This window comes from Blastomonas sp. AAP25 (genome assembly GCF_001295965.1).
Lineage (GTDB): Bacteria > Pseudomonadota > Alphaproteobacteria > Sphingomonadales > Sphingomonadaceae > Blastomonas > Blastomonas fulva.
In genome coordinates, this window is the sequence record NZ_LJHP01000020.1 from 103,888 (window position 1) to 123,305 (window position 19,418).

The window sequence follows — 19,418 nt, forward strand, 5'->3', positions numbered from 1 at the left end:
CAATCAAAGGATGCGGCATGCCTCGTCGAAGGGCAGCCGTGGATTGCGCGGATATACACTGTCTTTACGGCCATAGCCCAAAGTGCAAATGAAATTGGCCTGCCAGAGCCCATCGGGGAAGAATTCTGCGTTGAGCGCAGTGGCATCGAACCCAGACATCGGCCCGCAGTCGAGCCCGAGCGCGCGCGCGGCGATGATCATGTACGCGCCCTGCAGCGGCACGTTGCGCGCCAGAAGATCAGCGATAACCGCGTCTTTCCCTTCGAACACCGACTTGAAATCGCGCGACGGAAAGAGCGTGAGCATCTGGTCGAAAAAGCGGGTGTCGGCGGCAATGATCACGGTAACGGGTGCAGATTCGACCTTGGCGATATTGCCGGCATTGACGCAGGCGAGAAGCCGCGCCCTTGCCTGCTCCGAGGTCACGAAGACGAAACGCGCCGGGCAGCTGTTGGCAGCCGTGGGCCCCCATTTCAGCTGATCATACAGTTGGTGCAGCAGTGGCTCGGGCACCGGGCGTTCCTGATAGGCGTTGAAAGTGCGCGCCGAGCCGAACAACGCCGCCAAGTCCATGCCGTCAATCCCAAGCCAGCGGCAGTGTCTCCGGCTGCAAAATCCCCCCGGTATGCGTCTTGACGGTGCACCCATCCTGGATGCGGAAGGGCGGGATCGCAGCCAGGAACTCCTCCAGCGCGATCCGCATTTCCCGGCGCGCCAGATGCATGCCGACGCACAGGTGCGGCCCATAGCCAAAGCTGAGATAGCGAGACTTGCGGCCCAGTATGACCTTGTCGGCATCGGGATATTCTTCCGGATCGCGCCCCGCCAGGCTGGTCGGCATCGCGATCTTGTCCCCCGGCTGGAAAGTCACCCCGCCGATCGTCACTTCGCGGCTGCAGGTGCGGAAGGTTGTGACCGCCGGATACGCGCGCATCATCTCCTCGATCGCATCGGGGATCATCGCCGGCTTGGCGCGCAGCATTGCCTGGTCTTCAGGGTGGGTGGCCAGATGACGGAACTGCCACGCCATGTTGGTCGAGACGGTATCCATGCCGCCGATAAACAAGTTGAAGGTGAACCCGACCAGTTCGTCATCGGTCAGCGGCCTCCCATCGATCGGCATCGTCACGCCGTAGCTGATCAGGTCGTCGCGCGGATTGGCCTTGCGATCAGCGATCTCGCCCCGCAGATAATCGACCACCTTGCGCGTGCTGGCTGCGATGACCGCCAGGTCGTTGGTGTGGAGCAGCCCCATTTCCCATTCGAGAAACTCCGCCGTCATCTCCTGCGGCAGCCCCATCAGTTCAAGGAACACCTTGATCGGAAACTCGAATGCAAACTCGCCCATGAATTCGCAGGACCCCCTGGCCTTGATCGCGGTGCAATAGTCGCGCGCATAGTCACGGATCTTGCGGTCCAGCTTGTTCATCTCCTTGGGCGAAAACAGCGGGTTCACCCATTTGCGGTACAACCCGTGCATGGGCGGGTCGGTTTCGGCCGGCAGCGAGCTCCAGCTTTCACCCACCAGCAGCGCAAAGGGCGCAAAATCCTTGTTGGAGAAGCTTTCGGTATCGTAATAGATCGCCTGCAGGTCCTTGACCCGTCGCACGATCCAGGCCGGCGTTCCGCCCGGATAGGCATCGAGCGCATAGAAGATCGGCGGCATTGTGCGGTGAATTTCGGGAATCATGCGATCGAAGGGGTTTTCCTCGACCAATCCGCCCATCTTTATCGGATAGTCGCGCACCAGATCGGCAGGCACATGCGGCGGAGCCTCGGTTACCTGTACACCCAGCATAAAAACCTCGTCTGTTGTCGATTTGTCCTATTGCCGTCTTGGCAGCTAAGGTGGCGCGCGGACCTGCTAAAGGATAGGTGAGCGACAACAATGTATTGCGGCGCCTACCTCCGGCAACTGTCCATTCGCGTTCCTGCCCGGCCATACCGCACGACAGGTTTTCGGTCGGGCAAAACCGTCTGAAACAGGCTTGCCATCTGTCCCAACCAGAAAGCCACAGCATGACCGTAAAGCTAGACCCGCTCGACCAGATGGTCGCCGATTATTCGCTGGTGACCAACGGCTATGCCGGCAAGGCTCCGAACAACCCCTATCCCATGCTCGCCGAAAAGCGGTCTACCTGCCCGGTGATGCACGGCGATATCCTGCAGCAGCACCAGGTGCCGAGCATGGCCGATTACATGATGACCGGCAGGCCCATCGTCAGCCTGTTCCGCTACAAGGACATTCACGCGGTACTGATGAACCCTGCTGACTGGCAGAGCTACATCGTCGGGGACGGGTTCGGCGCAGCAGTCGACAACATGCTGCTCACCGCGATGGACGGAAGCGAGCATGGCGCATTCCGCTCAACCCTGCAAAAGCCGTTCATGCGCCCGCAGATCCGCAAGCTCATCGATACTTTGATCCGTCCGGTGGTGATGAACGATTTCGTCAACCGATTGCGCCCCAACGGCAAGGCCGATCTGTTGCGCGAATTCGCGCTGCCGTTCCCGATCCGCGCGATCTATGCCTATTTCGGCTTTCCAGATGACAAGGATCTGCTCGCCAACCTTGCCAGCTGGGCAATCCAGGTAGTGGCAGCGCCGCAGTCCGACCCAGAGCTTGCAAAGATCACGGTGCCGCAGTCGATGGTTGCGGGACAGTCCATGTACGACACATTGCTGCCCGTGGTGCAGGCCTATCGCGCCCGCGGCGAGATGCGCGAAGACATATTGGGCTACATGATGCAGACGCAGCATGAGGGCCAGATGTTCACCGACGAAGAGATCACCGCCTATATCCGCATGCTGCTGCTTGCTGCGGGTGAGACGACGACGCGCAGCTTTGCCAACATGATGGTGCAACTGCTCGAAAATCCGGATGTACTCGAAGAGGTGCGACAGGATCGCACGTTGATCGCAAAGGCTGTGACCGAAACAATGCGCCGTGATCCTACGGCGGGCGCCTTGGGGCGGATTGCCGCGCGGGACATGGAGATTGACGGCATCACTATCCCCAAGGGAACCGCCGTGCTTCTGGCAATCACCGCCGCCAACCGCGATCCGCAAGTGTATGAAGACCCTGACCGACTGTGGCTCAAGCGTCCGATGCGGCCGTTGCTGAGTTTTGGTTTCGGCCCGCACATGTGTATGGGAATGCACATGGCACAGGCCGAGATGGAGGTCGCCCTTGATGCGATGCTGGACCTCCCAAATCTGCGATTTGATCCGGCGTTTCCACATCCTGAAATTAGGGGCCTCAACCTGCGCGGACCGGACGCCATCCATGTCCTTTGGGACGCGTGATGTCAGGAAGAGCAAGATGGAAGGCAGGGCAACGCCTGCCGTCTGGTAAGGCCCACGCTTGTCTTTTCGGCTTTTTTGCAGTTAGGCTAAGGACCTCTATAGTTGCCACCCGCGGTGTAAGAAGATTTTGATCCGGGTGTGCGAGTGACCGAGTGAGGCCTTCTGTAAGGCCTTTGGTTGCGGCACTGCCGAACCGCTGGCCGGTATGGTGATCCGCGGATCAGATCCAATTCTCATTGGCGAGCTGTATCGCTCGCGCTCGCTGACATACATGCCGCTGTGCTCACCCTCGCTGAGGGAGGCGATGCATCTAGCTTCGCTGACTCGCGTGACTATGAGTTGGTCACCCCCGGCGATCCGAGGTTCCTCCCGGAGAAGCAGCATGCGGTGACCATGCCAAGATTCGCGGGGAGATGCGCGAGATTGCCGCTCAGCGCCGCCGCTTCGGTCCCCGACGTGTCGCCGTCATACTCGAACGCAAGGTCCACGTGATAAACCCTAAGAAGCTCTAACGACTCTATCGCGAAGAGGGCTTGTCGGTGCGGCGACGGCGCAGTCGCAAGCGGGCACGCGGCAGTCGGACGCCGATGCCTGTGCCGGTGCGTCCGAACGATCGCTGGTAGATGGACTTTGTGGCAGACAGCTTCGGCAAGTCACGTAGGCTGCGCATCCTGGCGATCAACGATGACGCCTGCCGTGAGAAACTGTGCTTGCTAGGCGCCACCAGCATCTCTGGCGCTCGGGTTGCCCGGGAGCTGGACACGCTGGTGCTGCTCTATGGCAAACCGGCTTGCATCATCAGCACGATTGGACGGAGTTTACGAGCCGGGCAATTCTGAGGTAGGCGAGCGAGAACCGGGTCGAGTGGCACTGCATCGATCCAGGCAAGCCGCAGCAGAATGCGTTCATTAAATCGTTCAACGGTTCACTGCGCGACGAGCTGCTCAACGAGGAGCTGTCCGACAGACTTGCCGATGCCCAGCGAAAGCTGGCGGTCTGGCGCTACGACCACAACAACGTCAGGCCACACTTATCCCTGGGGAACCGCACGCCCGCACAAGCTCGCCGGCGTGCGAGCACGAATATCAAACCGGCAGACTCTTGTTATGACTGTGGGATCAGCGGGGGGCAGATCGCCAGGCACACGAGGGAGCCGGAGAGAACCTCGCCGTCACTCATATCCGCAAACGCAGCATCCTTGAATCAGGAAGTGTGGGAAAATTTGTGGGAAAACTTACAATCAAGATAGATATAATATCTTTATTTTCAGTTCTTTACTTTAATTAATGTGTATCCCTCCGTCTCCGCCAATAACCTCATATTTTCAACAGTTTAGTGAAGATTTGGGGTTCTTTGCCTACTTTAATGCCCACTTTGTGCGTGCATCAAGGCGCACTGTGACGCACTAACCCGGGCTTTAGATAGCGCCCTGTTTTGTAAGACGCTGATTGTTGAGTATCGCTGACCGATTCCAAGCCTTTCTCGCCACGGGGCATGCAGGCGGCGTCGCTTAAAATAGATTTGGCGACTTAACTCGATTCTCGGAGTTACGCTCCACGCCGGGGAACCTCATTTCCTGTAAAATAGTGCTTGCCGTAGCGGCAATGAAGCAGTTCTGTAAAATGCGGAAAACAGGAAAAATCGTCTCTTTATTATACTATTTAGAGTATTTTTACAAAATTTTTTCGTTTTAGACTTTTATTTTACAGCCAACTTACTTAGCCGGAGGAGCCTATAATTGCATTTCTCTTCTCCCAAACAAATGGGACAGGATAATCGAAACCGACATGTATCATTACAGGTTGATTTTGTTTTATGTTACAATCAACAGATAGTTGCTTCGGATATAGTATATCCTAAACGATAGCGCTACTAACGCGTCGCTCAAGGGCGCGAACGATGCTCGCACTGCCCGTACCCTGCACATACTCTATTCGGTCCCGAACTTTGTCAAATGCGCGGTAGACAGCGTGCTTGGTTGCACCCCACACATAAAGGATTACGTCCGCTGTTGCGGCCGAAGCCGTTCCTTCGCCAGCAGCGTGGTCTGTGACCACAATGATGTGCGCATCGGTTCGCTTGGCGATTTGCGCTGCGGCCTCTCGTGCTGCTCGTTCGTGCAAGGACACAATAGCAATCTTCGTAAAGCCAAAATCCCGCAGACGATCTGTGGTAAGGGCGATCTCGTCCCACGGCCCGCCCAGAGCATCGTCGGCCGCTGCAGTGTCAAGGCCTAGCCTGCGACCAAGCCGATGCCAAATCTGTTTATCGGTTACCGAAAGTCCTGCGGAATCGACCTTGATCATGACTGCACCGTCATACCAAAGCGAAAGATAGTCCTGCGAAACGCTATGTTCGGTCAGCAACTCTAGTGTTTCACCAAGCCAACTAAGACGAGAACGAACAGGACGGGCTTCCCACCAGCGGATAATCGTGGCGGCAACGGCGCGCTCGAGTTTCCCGTCAAGCCGAAGCATAGCGTCCGCGATAGTGAGCAAAAGTTGCCCATCAATGGGATCTGTTGACTGCGACCTATTGGACGACCAGATTTCAAGAACCGTTTGATAAAGTGGCAGCCTCTCCCGTCTGGGAAAGCGCTCTTCGCATATATACGCGTCAATTACCGTCGTTAGCACACGATCTGCTTCGGCCCGCTTGATTGGATCAGTTGCAATGTCGGGGTCGGTGTAAAGTTCAAAGACGAAATCGCCATCGCCTGGATCGCAAATGTCCGGCGTCATACTGGCACTTTCGAGCAGTGCGTCCAATTGAGCTAGCCCGCCATTTGCGATCAAGGACGGCACGCCTGCCCAATCTGGCCGCACTTCGGGAATAGCGACGAGATCAGAATCTAGCAGGTGCGCCTTGGCCAGATCGACCATTTCGGCCATGATCGGTTCCGGCATATCAACAATCTGGTCGATGGCTTCCACGACCTCCGGGTCGCCTAGGGCTGGTAAAGCCGTGAAGTCCGCCGCAAGCGCTACCACAATGGCGTCATCGGGAAACATTGACGCCAGGGCTCGTAAGCGGTCAGCTTCCATATTAAGCGCGGCTTCATAAGCAGCCATGCGCGCGAACACGGCATCGACTTTGCCCGAGATCGGACCGACCAGGCCTGCGAGCCGGTCGTTCAGTGGGAGATAGGCTTGGCGGGCTGCTGCAATGTCCCCGGCATGCTCTGCATCAGAAAGGTAGAATGCATGATGCGCCAGCAAGACGCTTTCGATTACGCGTCTCGGAACGCGCATCGACAACAGATCGTCGAGTTGCGGGTGGTCGACGATTGCTCGGTTATCGCCGAAGGCGGCCGCTAGCCGAATGCGCATCGACAGGGTGTTTGAGGCGGTATCGAGTTGGCGCTGATCAATCTCGTCGACAGCCTCATCAGCGGCGCCTCGGTCACCGATTGCTAGTCCGAGCGTGAACTGGCGACGAAGCATCTCCAGCGTTGGCCGGATTTGAGTCTGCCTCGCTGGCGCCTGTTCGATAACCCGTCGCATGGTCGCGAGGCGCTGGATCACAGCGGAGGTGTCGGCCGAACGGCTATACCAGCGAAAGTAGCCTTGCGGCGAATGGCGAAGAAGCAAAACGCCCATTTGACCTGTAGCGCCGGCTTCGGACACGATCGATGGTTGGCCCTCCCACCCGAAGCTCGGGAGTATCCAGCATCTCAGGTCTTCGATAACTCTACGGAGGGCATCGGCCGTTTGCGCAAACGTTACCCACAGAACATCCTGACTGAGGGCATAAGGCATAGACGCCGCCCGCCCGTCCAAGGCGGCTGCGATTTCTCCAGCTAACGGATGATCGCATCCCACGTCGCCTTGTTTCGTCAGATCGAAAGCCAACTCGCCAGGAAGGCGTGCACCGAACACATCAAGGAGTAAGATCATATTGGCCGTACTCATCCGAGAGTCTTCCAATGACGATCAAACTCGAGATAGGCCGCGGCGATTTTCGGCGGAACCCCAGCACCCGCAACACTATGGTAAATCACCTTTTCGCCGCGCACTCGGACACCATGATGCGTAATGTTCATCGAACCTTCTATATAGAAGCTGGGCGCCAATATCCCTTTCTCATGAAATTTGCTGTCACCAAGCCGACACGACAGGCGCGGCGCGGCCTTCAGCGATGCCGTGCTCATGAAAGCGGATGAGCGTTCGTTATCGGTTGTCAGCAAGCGAACATCGAAACTGGCCGACAGAAGCGCGACATAGTCTGAAAACCGGATCCAGGGATGCTCTGCAAGCCGCGGAAACAACGCAGCGTAATCACGGAAGCGATTATCGAAGAGATCGAAGTCTGTAATCCACGGACTAGCGAAATAGACTGGTCGATCATGGCCTTGAAGCAACAGCAGCGATGTGAGAGCCGATCGCAAGAGGTCCGGTAGCGGCCAGCCACCGCCATGTGTCCAGATATCGCGACTTTGCAGCAGAGCGGGCATCATCTCACCCCCATGCTGCGGATCTCAACCCCAATCCGCCATCCGTTAGGTTCGCGTTCTACCGCCGACACGATTGGCCAAACTAGGAGATAGTCACGCTCGAAAGGTTCAGTCAAAAGCGTCTGCAGAGTTTGCGCGACCGACGCGAGTTGGCCTTCATTAGCTAGGATATCGATGCGATCTTGGCTAGCGAGCAACTGGCGGACGCGCTCTGTCCACCCTTCATCGGCTGCAATGGTAGTCACTGCGGGTTGCGACGCGCTTAGCCATTGGTTCGTGAGTTCCCGAGAAGGCCGTATATCGCTTGCAAACCGGTTGCTGTTGACGAGGCATTGAGGACAACTGTCATGACAACCTGGCAGCAGGAAATCCTGGGTACGTGCGAAAAGTTGGGCCTCGGCGGGCTGTTGTCCGGCTAATTGCGCCAACATAGCAGAAAAACGTTTCCGCAACGATGGCGAGTCGACCAGCAAATATGCGAAGACCCGCGGGTCGATGGGTGAACCGAGCCGCTCCTCACGCTTGACCCAAAGTCTGTTTAGGCCGTCGAACCAGGCATCCGTTGCTAGATTGCTGTTCGGCTGAAGCAGACGGCCAACCACAGCGACGACATTTTGCCGCGATGCGCCGAGCGCTGACACTTCGAGAGCATCCATCAGTCGCTTCTGCGCTTCCAAAATCTGCTGATAGCCGCGTGCTGCTCGAGCGTGCGCAAAGGCTTTCGCAAGCGCGCTGGTGGGTCGCCGCGCTTCTGCGGCAACTGCGACTAAGCTTTTGCCGATGTGATCACGGGTGCAGAAATCCAGGGCATGCGACAAAGCTCGCTCGAATACGCCCTCGCCATCAAGAGCTATTTGCACGAAAGCTTCGATTTGCCCCACCCCCCCCGGGGCACTCTCTGAGATCAAAATCAGCGGCCGTTCTCCGTGATCCAGCACATCGACAACGAGTTCGCCCTCCCCGACATCGGTGGCTATAGCATGCACGGCGCTCAGACAGGCTTCCGCCAACGTCCGCAAGTGACGGCTACGAAGCCAGTCTTCGAAGTGCTCATCGAGATCGCACCACAACATGCGCTCCGCGCGCAGTATTTCAGCAGAGCAACCACTATCGGACCAAAGCGCCTCAAGGCGTTGCCGTGCTTTGCCACCAGCCTGATGGTCATCGGCGTCATCGTCGTCGAGTGCCGAGACGCTGAACATGCGCGATAGAACACGACCGATCGCGGCGATGCGCTTACCCTCAAGGCGTTCTTGGGCCGCCTCGAGGGTGATTTCTCCTTTGAGCGCGGTGGCACTCAGCATCGCAAGACTAGTCTGCCATACCCATTCAAGCGTGAAGCTGCTGGCAGCCTCTCGTAAAAGGGGAGATCCGAGCAAGACGTGGCGGAAATAGTCCTGCCGCAAACGTCCCATGGAGTCCGGATCGAGTTCAGGCCGGGACGCTAAATGCGCGCCGCAAACGTCGAAAATAAGCCCATCGACTGATTGCTCGAAGCCCACGGGCTCGCGGATAACTTCGCCTTGCACATTGGTTTGGCCAAGGATGATCGATCCCCGCTGCTCGACCCCGCCGTTCATCAGGATATCGAACCGGCCTTCGCTGGTGCGTCGCTGCATCAAAATAGAGTTCAGATCCCCGTGGAGAAATGCCCGCACCCGTTCGAAAATCAGCTTCCATTTCGGTTGTCCGAGAAGCGGCAATGCGCGCCCCTCTCCGATCAATTCTGCCCCATTAACCCATTGCCAAGCGGCATTGCTGCTATCTTTGACATGATGCGGTCGCTCGATGAGCGCCATGCGCAAAGGTTGGAGTGCCGCTGAGGCCTGATCGGTTCCGATTGCCAAACTATCTGGGAAAAAATGACGCGCCGGCAGGATCACAGGACTCGCAAGGGTGAGCAGCTGCTCGGATCCTGCCAGCCAATAGCCACATTCCTGCCGTCGCACCGAAAAGCGCTTTGAAACACGACCGGGACAGGACTCAATCAACTGCGCGGCAATCCCGCGCGCCTCATTCTCCTTATCGGTGCCGGGGAACTCGACAATAATGTCAAATGCCGAAAGATCAGCGAACGAAGCTGCAGGAATGAAGCTCGGGAGCGGCTGCTTGGCCCAACTGTCTTCACGGTCGTCGCTTCTGTTAGGATCAGCGAAACGCCATTCCGCCTCAAGCTTGCGTAGGAGCGCTGGCACTGCATGACGGAGCACCGGTCGAGGCGCTTCCCATAGCATGGTGTCGACGATGCGATCGACTTCTTCATCGCTCGCCGAGCGAAGCCGTTGCGTGTGACGAACAACCCAGCCGAGTTCTCGATGAAAGGCAGCATAGTCATCGCCCAGATCGAGGAGACGCCGCAGTAACGCAATAGCGCGCTTTCGCGCCGACGCGGTGTACCTGCTGGGACGGCGCAAATAGCGAACCGGGTCCGGCGCCCCGATGCGCCGACCAAGCCAGTCGAGCAGAAAACTCGTCGCTTGGACATGTTGTACATAGGGATTGAACAACGGAACTTTTATTGGCTCCACATCGGGTGCAAATAGACGTTCGCTATTCTGAAACAGCCAGCGATCGCGGCCCCAGTCTGAAAGAACGACCACCGTTGTAGGTCTCGAGCCGCGTACCCGTCCGGCGCGTCCTTTCCGCTGCAGGAAGGAGGCTATGCTGCGAGGTGCCTTGTGATGAAGCATCGCACCGACATCTGGATCATCGTAGCCAACCTCGAGACTCGCGGTTGCAAGGATAACATCGGAGGTGTTGTCGGCACCTGGATCTTGGGATGAGCAGCGTGATATACGCGCGCTTTGTAGAAGATCGTAGCCAAGAAGATCGGGCAACGCCCAGATTTGTCCATCTGCGAGCATCGCCCGTTCGGTTGAAGTAGTGATAGCCTGCCCCGACTTGGTGGCGGGCAAACGGTACTGGGCCAAGCGATTCGATTCGGCGTCACTAAGGTCGGGAAGCCAGCGATTGAGGCTGTCAAGTTGATCAGTGAACCCGAATAGCTTTCGCAAATAAATCGAACGTCCGGCAGTCGATTTTTGGTCTGGGTAGGCGACATGTGCCGGCGTAAGGAGGCGTGCCTGCAACATCGCCACCTGAATCGAGGTCGCTAGTAGTGACGCCCCTGATGCTGCGTCACCTTTGACGAGGATCGTGTACTCACGGCCTTCCGGCTCTAGTTCTTCTTCAGTTGGGGTGCACTCAACAACGCGTTCGGGATTAATACATCCGATCAACGCGAGATGCTTTGGTGCATCCTTTAACGTCGCCGAAAGTCCAACGACGTGCAAGCCTTTAAGCCGCGCCGCCTGCCGCCAGCGCGCAATGATCCAGGGCGCCTGCGCGCCGCTGAGGCCGCTATAGTTATGGACTTCATCAAACAGGAACAAGCGCGGCTTGTCATTGACCCCGATGCCAAAGGTCTTGGACCAAAGCGGATTTCCAAGTTCTCGATGCATCATTTCGAGGGAAAGAAATAGAATGTCTGGCGGATTTGCTTGCAAACCTTCGCGGGTCAGTTGGATGACGCCATCGGGGATTTCTGGGGCACCTTCGATGGCATCAGCGCGATAAAGCGTTGTGCGACCGGCTTTGCGATCCGAGTCGAGCCAGATCAATTCGCCACGCGAATCATCGAACGGTGCCCGCAGGAAAGGGATTATCCACCCCTTGTTGCGGACATATTTCCAGTTCTTGAGAAAAAGGCTTTTAGCACCAAGTTCGAACTGATCTTGCGGCGGAACGTCGCCCAAAAGCGCACCGACCGTGATCGAGCGCTTGCCATTGGCATGAAGGATCGGACGCAACTTCCCGGCTTCGGCGATAGCCTCCCGCAACTGGTCCGCAAGCAACACATTGCGTGGATAAACCGCGATCACCTTTGTAAAACGCGCAGCGGCGGGGTCGAGTTCTGCGCAGATCGCAGTAAATGCGGGGATATAAAATGCCTTAGTCTTGCCAGCGCCGGTGCTCGCACAGACCACCGTTCCGCTTTGCTCCTCGGAACCGTATGAACGAAAAATGCGCTCGAACGAGCGGACCTGAAACCCAGCGAATGTATAGTTGCCGCCGCCAGGCCGTGATGCCAGCGCATCAAATATCTGGCGTTGGAAGGATGGGTGGGTGGCATACGGCGCCATGCCTTCCCAGGCGACCTTTGCTGTAATGCCAATGGCTGGATAGCGCCGCGGCGCAAGATGTAGTTTGACATCAGCGACAAGGCGACGACCGCTGGCCCAATCCTGGTGACTGAAGCGCTGGCGCAAGTGCGCAATTAGCCGAAGTCCCTCAGCAAAGCGACTGCGTACCCGACCCGAGCCGTCGGGCAGCAAATAAAGTAGATCTGCGCGCCTCATTTCCTTGAGCAGCGTCCCAAGGCTTGCGCCATTCGAGACGAGACTCTCCCAGACCCGAATTAAATTATCGGGCGCGTCGGTATGGATCAATGCTTCAAGGTCGGTCTCGTCAAAAGCGACATCGTAAAACCCCCAATTCTGAAGTCGCTGTTCGCACTCTTCAATAAAGTTGAGCAGGTCGGAAACAAATTCGGGAGATGCAGTTAACACTAGAGTGAAACTTTCAGCATCGCCCAGACCGCCGGATACGCCTCAAGAAATGCAAGAACGTCGGCGTCCTGTAGATCGCGTGCCTTGGCGCGACCGTTCGAAGCATCGACCATGAATTTGCCCGCACGCCCCTCAAGACCGAGTTTCGCGATTGATGCTGGCATTTGTGCAGCATGTTCGCTGTAGAGGTGGGCGGCTTGGCGGTTCACCGGCGGCCTATCCCGCCAGCCCTCGACCACTCCGATTGCGTTACGCAGCGAAGACGCCCCCGGCAGCATTGCCCGTTCGGCCGCTTCCGCCAACGGTTTGAACCGGCGCACCTGATCGTCAATTAAAGCGCGCCAACCCTTATCGACTGCCGAACTTCCCTGATCGAGGCGCTCGTTGATTTGGATAAGCGCTGCATCCGCGCGTTTGAGATCGAACCCCAAGCCCTGGTCGTAGCGCTTCTTTAATGTGGTCGCCGATTGAGAAGCTTGCGTAAGACTCAACGTGCCCTTGTCAACAAAATCCACGTCCATAATTGCCGCCAACGCGACGGTCCGCACACGTAATCTATCGGCGGCATCAGCGGCGGCACGGACCTTATCGCGCACTGCCTTCATGCCTTCCAACTGAGCTGCACGCGTTTCCTTGTCCGGAATCGCTTTCATGCGCTCCACGAGTTCAGCGATCTTGTTCACAAGTGAACCTCCGCAGGTGCATCCAGGCGCAAAAGTTCCGCAATGATTTCTCCCTCTATTAGATCGGGATCGCCATCCGCAGTCAAATGGTCAAGCTTAGCATCAGCAAAGCGACTAGCGTCATCAATGATTTTTCGACAACGCTCCACAAAAGCGGCTACAGATTGCAGTTCTTTAGGATCAAATTGTAGGACCTCACTGTCGTTGACACCCTCAGCCACCGCAGCGGCTCTTGTGAGTACCTTAGCAAAGGCCTCAGCGCGATCAATGATGCGGTCTCGCTTAAAAAAGTCGATCTCGTTCGCGGGCCAGTGAAACGCCGACTTCATCAGTTCTATGAGGCGAGCAGTTTCGGCGAAGAATTCTATACACCCCCCATAATTTGCGCCAACTGTAAACCCAAAGCGAAGGAAAATCCTGTCGATCTCGCCAACCAGATCCCCGATGGCAGCGCGCTCATTCGCGATGGCTTCCGGGAGCGCCGACCAACCGCGTAACCCGTCGAAGGCCTGATACCGCGATTTCCAGTAGCTTGCTGCATATTCATCCGGAAGGGCAGCAATTGACGGATCGGTTCGGGCCTCGGTGATCGCCTCCATGATGATCTGCGGATCAATGACAACGACGTCGCCCCGCCGCCCCTGGGGAAGATTGGTCTCGTCAACGACAAACGACTGGAGCATGCGTCGACGGTCAGGCAAATCAGCATAAAGTTTGCGAAGCTGTTCGGTCAGCACCGTCGGTGGTGACGTTTGTGCAGTGGAAGTCACATAAGACAGCGCCACTGGCGTATCTGCTGGCAGGCCTGCTCTACGCTCGATGATAGACGCGACGCACAAGAATTTGGTTGCGAGCTTGATTGGGTCGGTGGGTGAAAGGCCTTCGGGATCGAGTGCAGCAAACATCGCGGACTGATACTTACGAAGCCAGCGCGCAACGATCCGCTTGTAGCGCTCAGCGCCCGGGAACTGCCATGACCCGCCACCTTCGACGTCGTGGTGAACAAGTGCTTGGATCAGTTGATGCGTGTCCTCGGTGCGCGGGAAATGAAACGATACGCGATTCTTCGTCGCCTGGGTAGAAGCCTCTTCGATACGGATGGAGCCACGATCGGCATCACGTAGTTTGAGTTGCGCGGGAATTGCTGGCGTTCGGATATCGTCGAGAGGCAGTGCGCCCTTGAGGAACTTGATCAACAGGTCTTGATAATCCTTAGGCGTCTCAAGTTTCTCACCACTTATCCAGCGGTCTAGTCGATTGAGGAGGCCGTCGAGCCGCTTTTGCATAGCCGTATCGATCGGCTGCTTGCCCGGCCCCATGGCGTCGTCGATCGGCACCGTCGGTCCCTTCGCGCCGCCCGGAAGAACCGGCGTCGCGTCAGGTGCCTTCGCGCTATAATCTGGCAGATTTAACGGCTTAAGCAAAAGCTTTAGGTCGCTGGCGATGTCGGTCGCTTTGACCTTCGGGGTCCAGGCCTCGGCCAGCAGGCGAAAGCGTTCTCGCTCGATCTGGGCCCAACCACCTAGGAAGACTTCACTCAGCGTCTGCCAGTCGGTAGGCTGTCGACGGTTGATCGGAAGTGTCAATGCGTGACGATCGCCTTCGGCAAGGGCACCGACATAGCGCATAACCGGCTTGGTCACATGATCGAGAAGACCGCGTTGAGTTGGCCGCACCCCAGTTTGGTGGGCATCAAGATTATCCAGCAGATAGTGTGCCGTGCTTGGCCGGAACGGAAACAATCCGATGACGGTATCCGTATCTAGAACGACCGAACCAAAAACTGCATGGCAATTCTCGCGGACTGGGCAGTCGTCGCATGCGCTCAATTCTACATCCGCGCCCTGGCGGCGGCGGTCAGCGATTTGATCAACGTGGGTCTCTGAGAGGCGCGCCGCGTTTAGATAGCGCCCGACGAAGCGGTCGACATAAGCGCTGTCATCGACCCATGCATCGGCGCTGGAATCCTTGGGAAAGGAAAGGATGAAACCACTTCCGGTTATACGCTGATATTGGTTATCGCGAAGGCGCTGATACGCCTGTTCGGTCATGCCTAACACAGCCGTAAGATCGCATAAGCTCGCGTCGTCCTGGGGTTCAACGGCGTTGACTACCTCGTCATCTAACACCGAGAGCGTTGATACGTCTTCGATAAGTAGGACGAGACGCATGTTTTCTTTGCGCAGATCCTGCCGGATGTCGCGTAGAATGCTCGATAGAGCAGCGTTCCCTAGCCCCATCAATTCGCGCAGTGCGCCGCGCAGACTTTCATTGCATAAAGCCGCCGCTTGCTCGGCTGATTTTGGCTCGTCTTCAAGCTCGTCGATCAACCGGATGACATTATCGGTATTAAGACCGCGGCTGCGTTGCCGGGGATTGGTGATACGAAATTCTTCAGCCGTGAATGGTGGGAAACTCTCGCGATCTTTGATTTCGCTTGGACTGATTAGTTGTTGAATATTGCGGTCTATCACGCCACCTTCGCGGCACAGCCAAGCGCCAAATCCTTCCGCGTGAAATGCCTCGGCGAGGTGTCGGATGGTCCGCGGCAAGCGTTCCTTTCCTGCATCTTCCCTCCGAATACCAAGTTCAAGGTGCAGTTCGGTGGCAAGCTTCTTGCGCGCTTCCTTTTCTGAAATTCTATCAATCGCGGACTGCACTGGTTCGAGATAATTGTGGAAGCGCTCTGGGAGTTGCTCGACCAACTGTTCGAGCGCATCCTTGAGACTGCCGGTACGGCGTCGCACCAACACCGGGAGGACCCCGACAATTTCACCAGAATCGACGGCGTGGTCGTAGCGAAGTTTGATCCAATTAATCAGATGCGATTTGCCGGTTCCCGGAGCCCCATGGATCAGAACGACATTTTCTCGTGCGCGCAACCGCGCAACATTCTCGAACACTTTAGCGTCAGAGAGCGTACGGTCGGTATCACCAATCCTTACATGGGTAATGGGAGCATGGGTTGCCAAGAAGCGCGAGGCGCTTTCGTCGCCCATCGCAGCAACGGTCCTGATCGTCGCCTCGAGGTTGGCTTCGGTCCAGCACGGGTCGCCAAGGCGGTCAGGGATCGCAATGGGTTCAACCATTGGTCCGCGCTCCACCAGCAGACCGCATTCGCACACTGGCAACGCGATCGGATTTTAGATTTTTACCGTCATATGGTGGCGCGGCTTTGGCAATGCTCCAACCGTCGCTGTCGAGTGGGCAATTGAGTTCGATGGCACCATCCAGATGTAGATCGACTAATGCATGCGATAGTCCGAGTGAGACCGTCCGCGCAGAGACATCCCAATCTCGGTTGGCCCTAAGAAATATGTGCCCACCGTCAAGTTCCGGGCACAGTTCCGAGAGACGGTCCATGAATAGATCGATCGAAAGATCACGCACTTTGTTGAAGATTGCAGGCAACTGACGTTCAAGTCTCTGATATGGGTTAGGATGGAAGCATTCTTCGCCATCGTGCCAACCGAGTCCTGAATAGCGGAACCAGCGGCGTAAGCCACGATATTTCGATTCATTGAAGCGATTGTTCTGCCTCGTACCGCCAAAAAGCTCGCGTTCGAAGCGGTTCTCCCAATGTGTTCCGGCCGCAGGTCCCAGTGCCGCCATTTCGTCCCGTCCCAGGAGGAACGCATAAAATAGTGCAAACCACGGTTCCACTTCGTCGCTCCGCAGCACCTTATCATCGATCGCATCTAGGACGGCGCGATGTGCGGAGCGTGAGTCACGTTGGCGAGTTGGCCGGATCATAGCATCGTCTTGTTCCTTGACGAGATCGAGTTCCTTGGCCGCGTTTAGCACGATGCGGTACTGGTTGCTCCCTTTCGTCAGACCAGGCAGCCCGGTAGGCTGAAGGAGTTGCTGGATCGTCGAAGAATCGAACTTCCTGCTTTGCATGCTGCGTGCCAGATCGAGGAGCATTTCAACACGAGCAGGTGTTGCTTGGTCATCAGTGAACATTAGAGTTCTGTCCGCCATTGGTCAAAGGAAGGAAAGAAGAATGCGCCTTCGTGTGTGAGCAAGACCCGATTATTGGCGTCAGTGATTTGCGCGTCGGCGGGAAATAGATGTGAAACCCGCACGCCTGCTCGTAACCGTAGCATCGCCCGATCGGGTAAACGGCCATGAATCGCAATGATATGGTCATTGGCGTCGATACCGAGCCGATCGACCTCATTTGCGCCGTCGAGACGGTAGAAGTGCCGACCGATGGGCGGCAGGCGCTGTCCAATCTCTCTCGTAAGATTCTCAAGCAGATCAGACGCAATAAGAAATCGGACGCAATGCTGCTCGCTAATCAGGTCGACCAGATTTTCGGCCAGCGCGGCATGCGACTTTGCACCAGTGGAGAACATCCCGGTTGCAACAACATCGAGTCGCGGTTCGGTCGGGCGAGGAGGATCGAAATCAAGCACTGGAATAGAGTGCCGGTCGAATGGGTGATCGCGGCAAGCCAGACAACCACCGCAAGCAATGATAGTCTCATCGCCATATTCGCGGCGCAACAGCCTGCATATTTTTGAGCTACCGTCGAGATATGTGTCGAGCGCCGCAATCCCACACCTCGCGTTATCAAGTTCGCGTTGGCGTGGCAGCTTGAGCAACTCAGCGATCCGTGGGTCGCTTGGTACGAAGTTGCAGCGCAACAAAATGCGCTCGACATGCCCGCCAGGTTCATCGTCGTCTTCCTCATAAACGAGGTCGACTAGATCTATAAGCGCCGCTCGCGCCATCATAAGCAGCAACCTTTTGTTCCAGCGAATATTTTCGCCGTAGCTGCGCCCACCCATAAGACCCTGGTGCTTCGCATTGGTCTTCACACTTAGAACGCCATCTTCGAGTTTCCGTGCACCGACGCGCATTGTCTCCCAGCGCAGTTTGATCTTCTCAGCGCCCAGCATGTTAGGCAAAAGATTGCTGGCGACTGTTCGGTCGCGCGGTAACAGTGGCATCCAGAGCGCAATCGACCGGGCACCATCCCGGCCGCCGCGCCCGACTTCTTGGTAATAGCGATGTACGCTTTCAGGAAAACACGCGTGAATGACCGTTCGAACATCCGCCTTGTCTACGCCCATGCCAAACGCTGAGGTTGCGACCATGATTTCGATCTTATTTGCGCGCCAATCCAGTAACAAGCGCCGCCGGTCAGCACCCGCAGTCTCACCATGGAAGCATTGGGTGTGGATAAAGCCGGCATCGCTCAGCACCTTCGCGAGGTGTTGCGCCTCTTTTACCTCGGTAACATAGAGGATCAGCGGCCTGGGCAAATGCAGCAATCCCTCGAGCAACGCTTCTTCGCGATCAGAGGCGTTGACGAAAGCTCTATGGAAATAGGATAGTTCCGGTCGGAGGCGCTGGCAGGCGAACTGGCGCCAAAGCCCACCACCGAACATCGACTTCAGCAGGTCCAGACAGCCCAGCGTGAAAGTCGCCGACAACAACAGTGTTCTCAACGTGCCGCCACTTTTCTGCAGCCATTGCTCACGTCTAAGCGCGAGCAACTGAAATGCGACACGAAAATGGCCACCCCAACTGTCAATGATATGCGCTTCGTCGACCACCAGCGTATGCAACCGTCCAGCGGTGGCAAGGTCATCGATAATGCCACGCAGGCTTCCAGACACGCACGATTCTGGGGACGCAAAAAGCAAACGACAACTGCCATCTAGTAGCGCCGCCCTGACCGAGGCGGGATCGCTGTTCGGATCATTCGACGAATAATAGCGCGGCCCCAAGTGTGGAAAAGCAGCGAGTATCTCGCTAGCTGCAATGCACTGGTCTATCGCGAGCGCAGTCGTTGGAACGATGACAATGGTAACCCCGGGACTAAAACGGGCCGCTAGTTGGAAACTTAGGCTCTTGCCGGCCCCGGTCGGAAGGCCGAGTAATGTTGTCGCGCCGGGCGGTGCTGTTAACGCTTGCCAGCAAGCCTCCTTTTGAGCGGGTGAATGCCATGTGCGCATCTGCCCGTTGGCCAGCGACCAAAGCCAGGGTTCCGCTGGAAGTGTTTCCTCAGGTATCGCAGGTTCGGGAAGTTGATCGAGGCCTTGTCCATCGGCCCACGGTTCGCTGGTCATCCAGAATGGCTGATAAGGCGCTGTGATCAGATCGCCGGCGGCTGACAGAACAATTCCACAGCGCGTGCCAACCGCCGCCAAAGCTGGCGTCCAGCTTCCTACGAAGAGCTTGTCGCCCGACCATCGGACGGCCTGGCGAAGCAGAACACCATGGTCTAGGGTTGGCGTCGGGCACCGTTTGAGCAGTTGCAGAAAGCGCCAGCACGGATAGTCTGGATGCGCAGTGCTCGTCGGCAGCGGGATGGCTTCGGCAGCCACTCCGCTGCCGACGGCCAAACGGAACTGCTGAGCGAGGCTCGTCGTCGAGGGAGGCGCGATCGCACTCACT

General features: G+C 57.0%; 10 protein-coding genes and 1 pseudogene. 2 read left to right on the plus strand and 9 right to left on the minus strand.

The features are described 5' to 3' along the window. Positions 1 to 3: 3 nt before the first annotated feature. Both IP68_RS13655 and IP68_RS13660 read right to left on the minus strand, forming a co-directional pair. Positions 4 to 573 carry a malonic semialdehyde reductase gene (locus IP68_RS13655; protein ID WP_054135550.1) on the minus strand — a complete coding sequence of 190 codons (570 nt, stop codon included), beginning with the start codon at positions 571 to 573 and terminating at the stop codon, positions 4 to 6. A 4-nt stretch (positions 574 to 577) separates the two neighbouring features. Next, positions 578 to 1,798 carry a cytochrome P450 gene (locus tag IP68_RS13660; protein ID WP_054135551.1) on the minus strand — a complete coding sequence of 407 codons (1,221 nt, stop codon included), beginning with the start codon at positions 1,796 to 1,798 and terminating at the stop codon, positions 578 to 580. Between the two features lie 221 nt (positions 1,799 to 2,019). On the opposite strand from IP68_RS13660, the gene IP68_RS13665 reads away from it, so the two are divergent. Both IP68_RS13665 and IP68_RS13675 read left to right on the plus strand, forming a co-directional pair. Beyond that, on the plus strand, positions 2,020 to 3,306 hold the full coding sequence (locus IP68_RS13665; RefSeq protein WP_054135552.1) for a cytochrome P450: 1,287 nt from the start codon (positions 2,020 to 2,022) through the stop codon (positions 3,304 to 3,306). Between the two features lie 389 nt (positions 3,307 to 3,695). Next, a pseudogene (locus tag IP68_RS13675) lies at positions 3,696 to 4,375 on the plus strand (integrase core domain-containing protein); the annotation flags it as partial. 787 nt (positions 4,376 to 5,162) lie between these two features. Here IP68_RS13675 and IP68_RS13680 read toward each other — a convergent pair. From IP68_RS13680 to IP68_RS13710, 7 genes are read right to left on the minus strand one after another with little or no spacing between them, the layout of a single operon-like run. Further along, positions 5,163 to 7,217 carry a hypothetical protein gene (locus tag IP68_RS13680; RefSeq protein ID WP_054135554.1) on the minus strand — a complete coding sequence of 685 codons (2,055 nt, stop codon included), beginning with the start codon at positions 7,215 to 7,217 and terminating at the stop codon, positions 5,163 to 5,165. Beyond that, the gene (locus IP68_RS13685; protein ID WP_156318150.1) at positions 7,214 to 7,759 is read right to left on the minus strand and encodes a hypothetical protein; all 546 of its coding nucleotides are present in this window, start codon (positions 7,757 to 7,759) and stop codon (positions 7,214 to 7,216) included. The genes IP68_RS13680 and IP68_RS13685 overlap by 4 nt, the downstream gene beginning before the upstream one ends. Beyond that, on the minus strand, positions 7,759 to 12,327 hold the full coding sequence (dpdJ, locus tag IP68_RS13690) for a protein DpdJ (protein ID WP_054135556.1): 4,569 nt from the start codon (positions 12,325 to 12,327) through the stop codon (positions 7,759 to 7,761). The genes IP68_RS13685 and dpdJ overlap by 1 nt, the downstream gene beginning before the upstream one ends. Then, positions 12,327 to 13,010: a hypothetical protein gene (locus IP68_RS13695; RefSeq protein ID WP_054135557.1), complete on the minus strand. Its 684-nt coding sequence runs from the start codon at positions 13,008 to 13,010 to the stop codon at positions 12,327 to 12,329. The genes dpdJ and IP68_RS13695 overlap by 1 nt, the downstream gene beginning before the upstream one ends. Beyond that, the gene (locus tag IP68_RS13700) at positions 13,007 to 16,099 is read right to left on the minus strand and encodes a hypothetical protein (RefSeq protein WP_054135558.1); all 3,093 of its coding nucleotides are present in this window, start codon (positions 16,097 to 16,099) and stop codon (positions 13,007 to 13,009) included. Before IP68_RS13700 ends, IP68_RS13695 begins: the two co-directional genes overlap by 4 nt. Continuing rightward, on the minus strand, positions 16,092 to 16,973 hold the full coding sequence (locus tag IP68_RS13705; protein WP_054135559.1) for a hypothetical protein: 882 nt from the start codon (positions 16,971 to 16,973) through the stop codon (positions 16,092 to 16,094). The genes IP68_RS13700 and IP68_RS13705 overlap by 8 nt, the downstream gene beginning before the upstream one ends. Continuing rightward, on the minus strand, positions 16,973 to 19,417 hold the full coding sequence (locus IP68_RS13710) for a helicase-related protein (RefSeq protein WP_156318152.1): 2,445 nt from the start codon (positions 19,415 to 19,417) through the stop codon (positions 16,973 to 16,975). Before IP68_RS13710 ends, IP68_RS13705 begins: the two co-directional genes overlap by 1 nt. Between the last annotated feature and the right edge of the window lies 1 nt (position 19,418).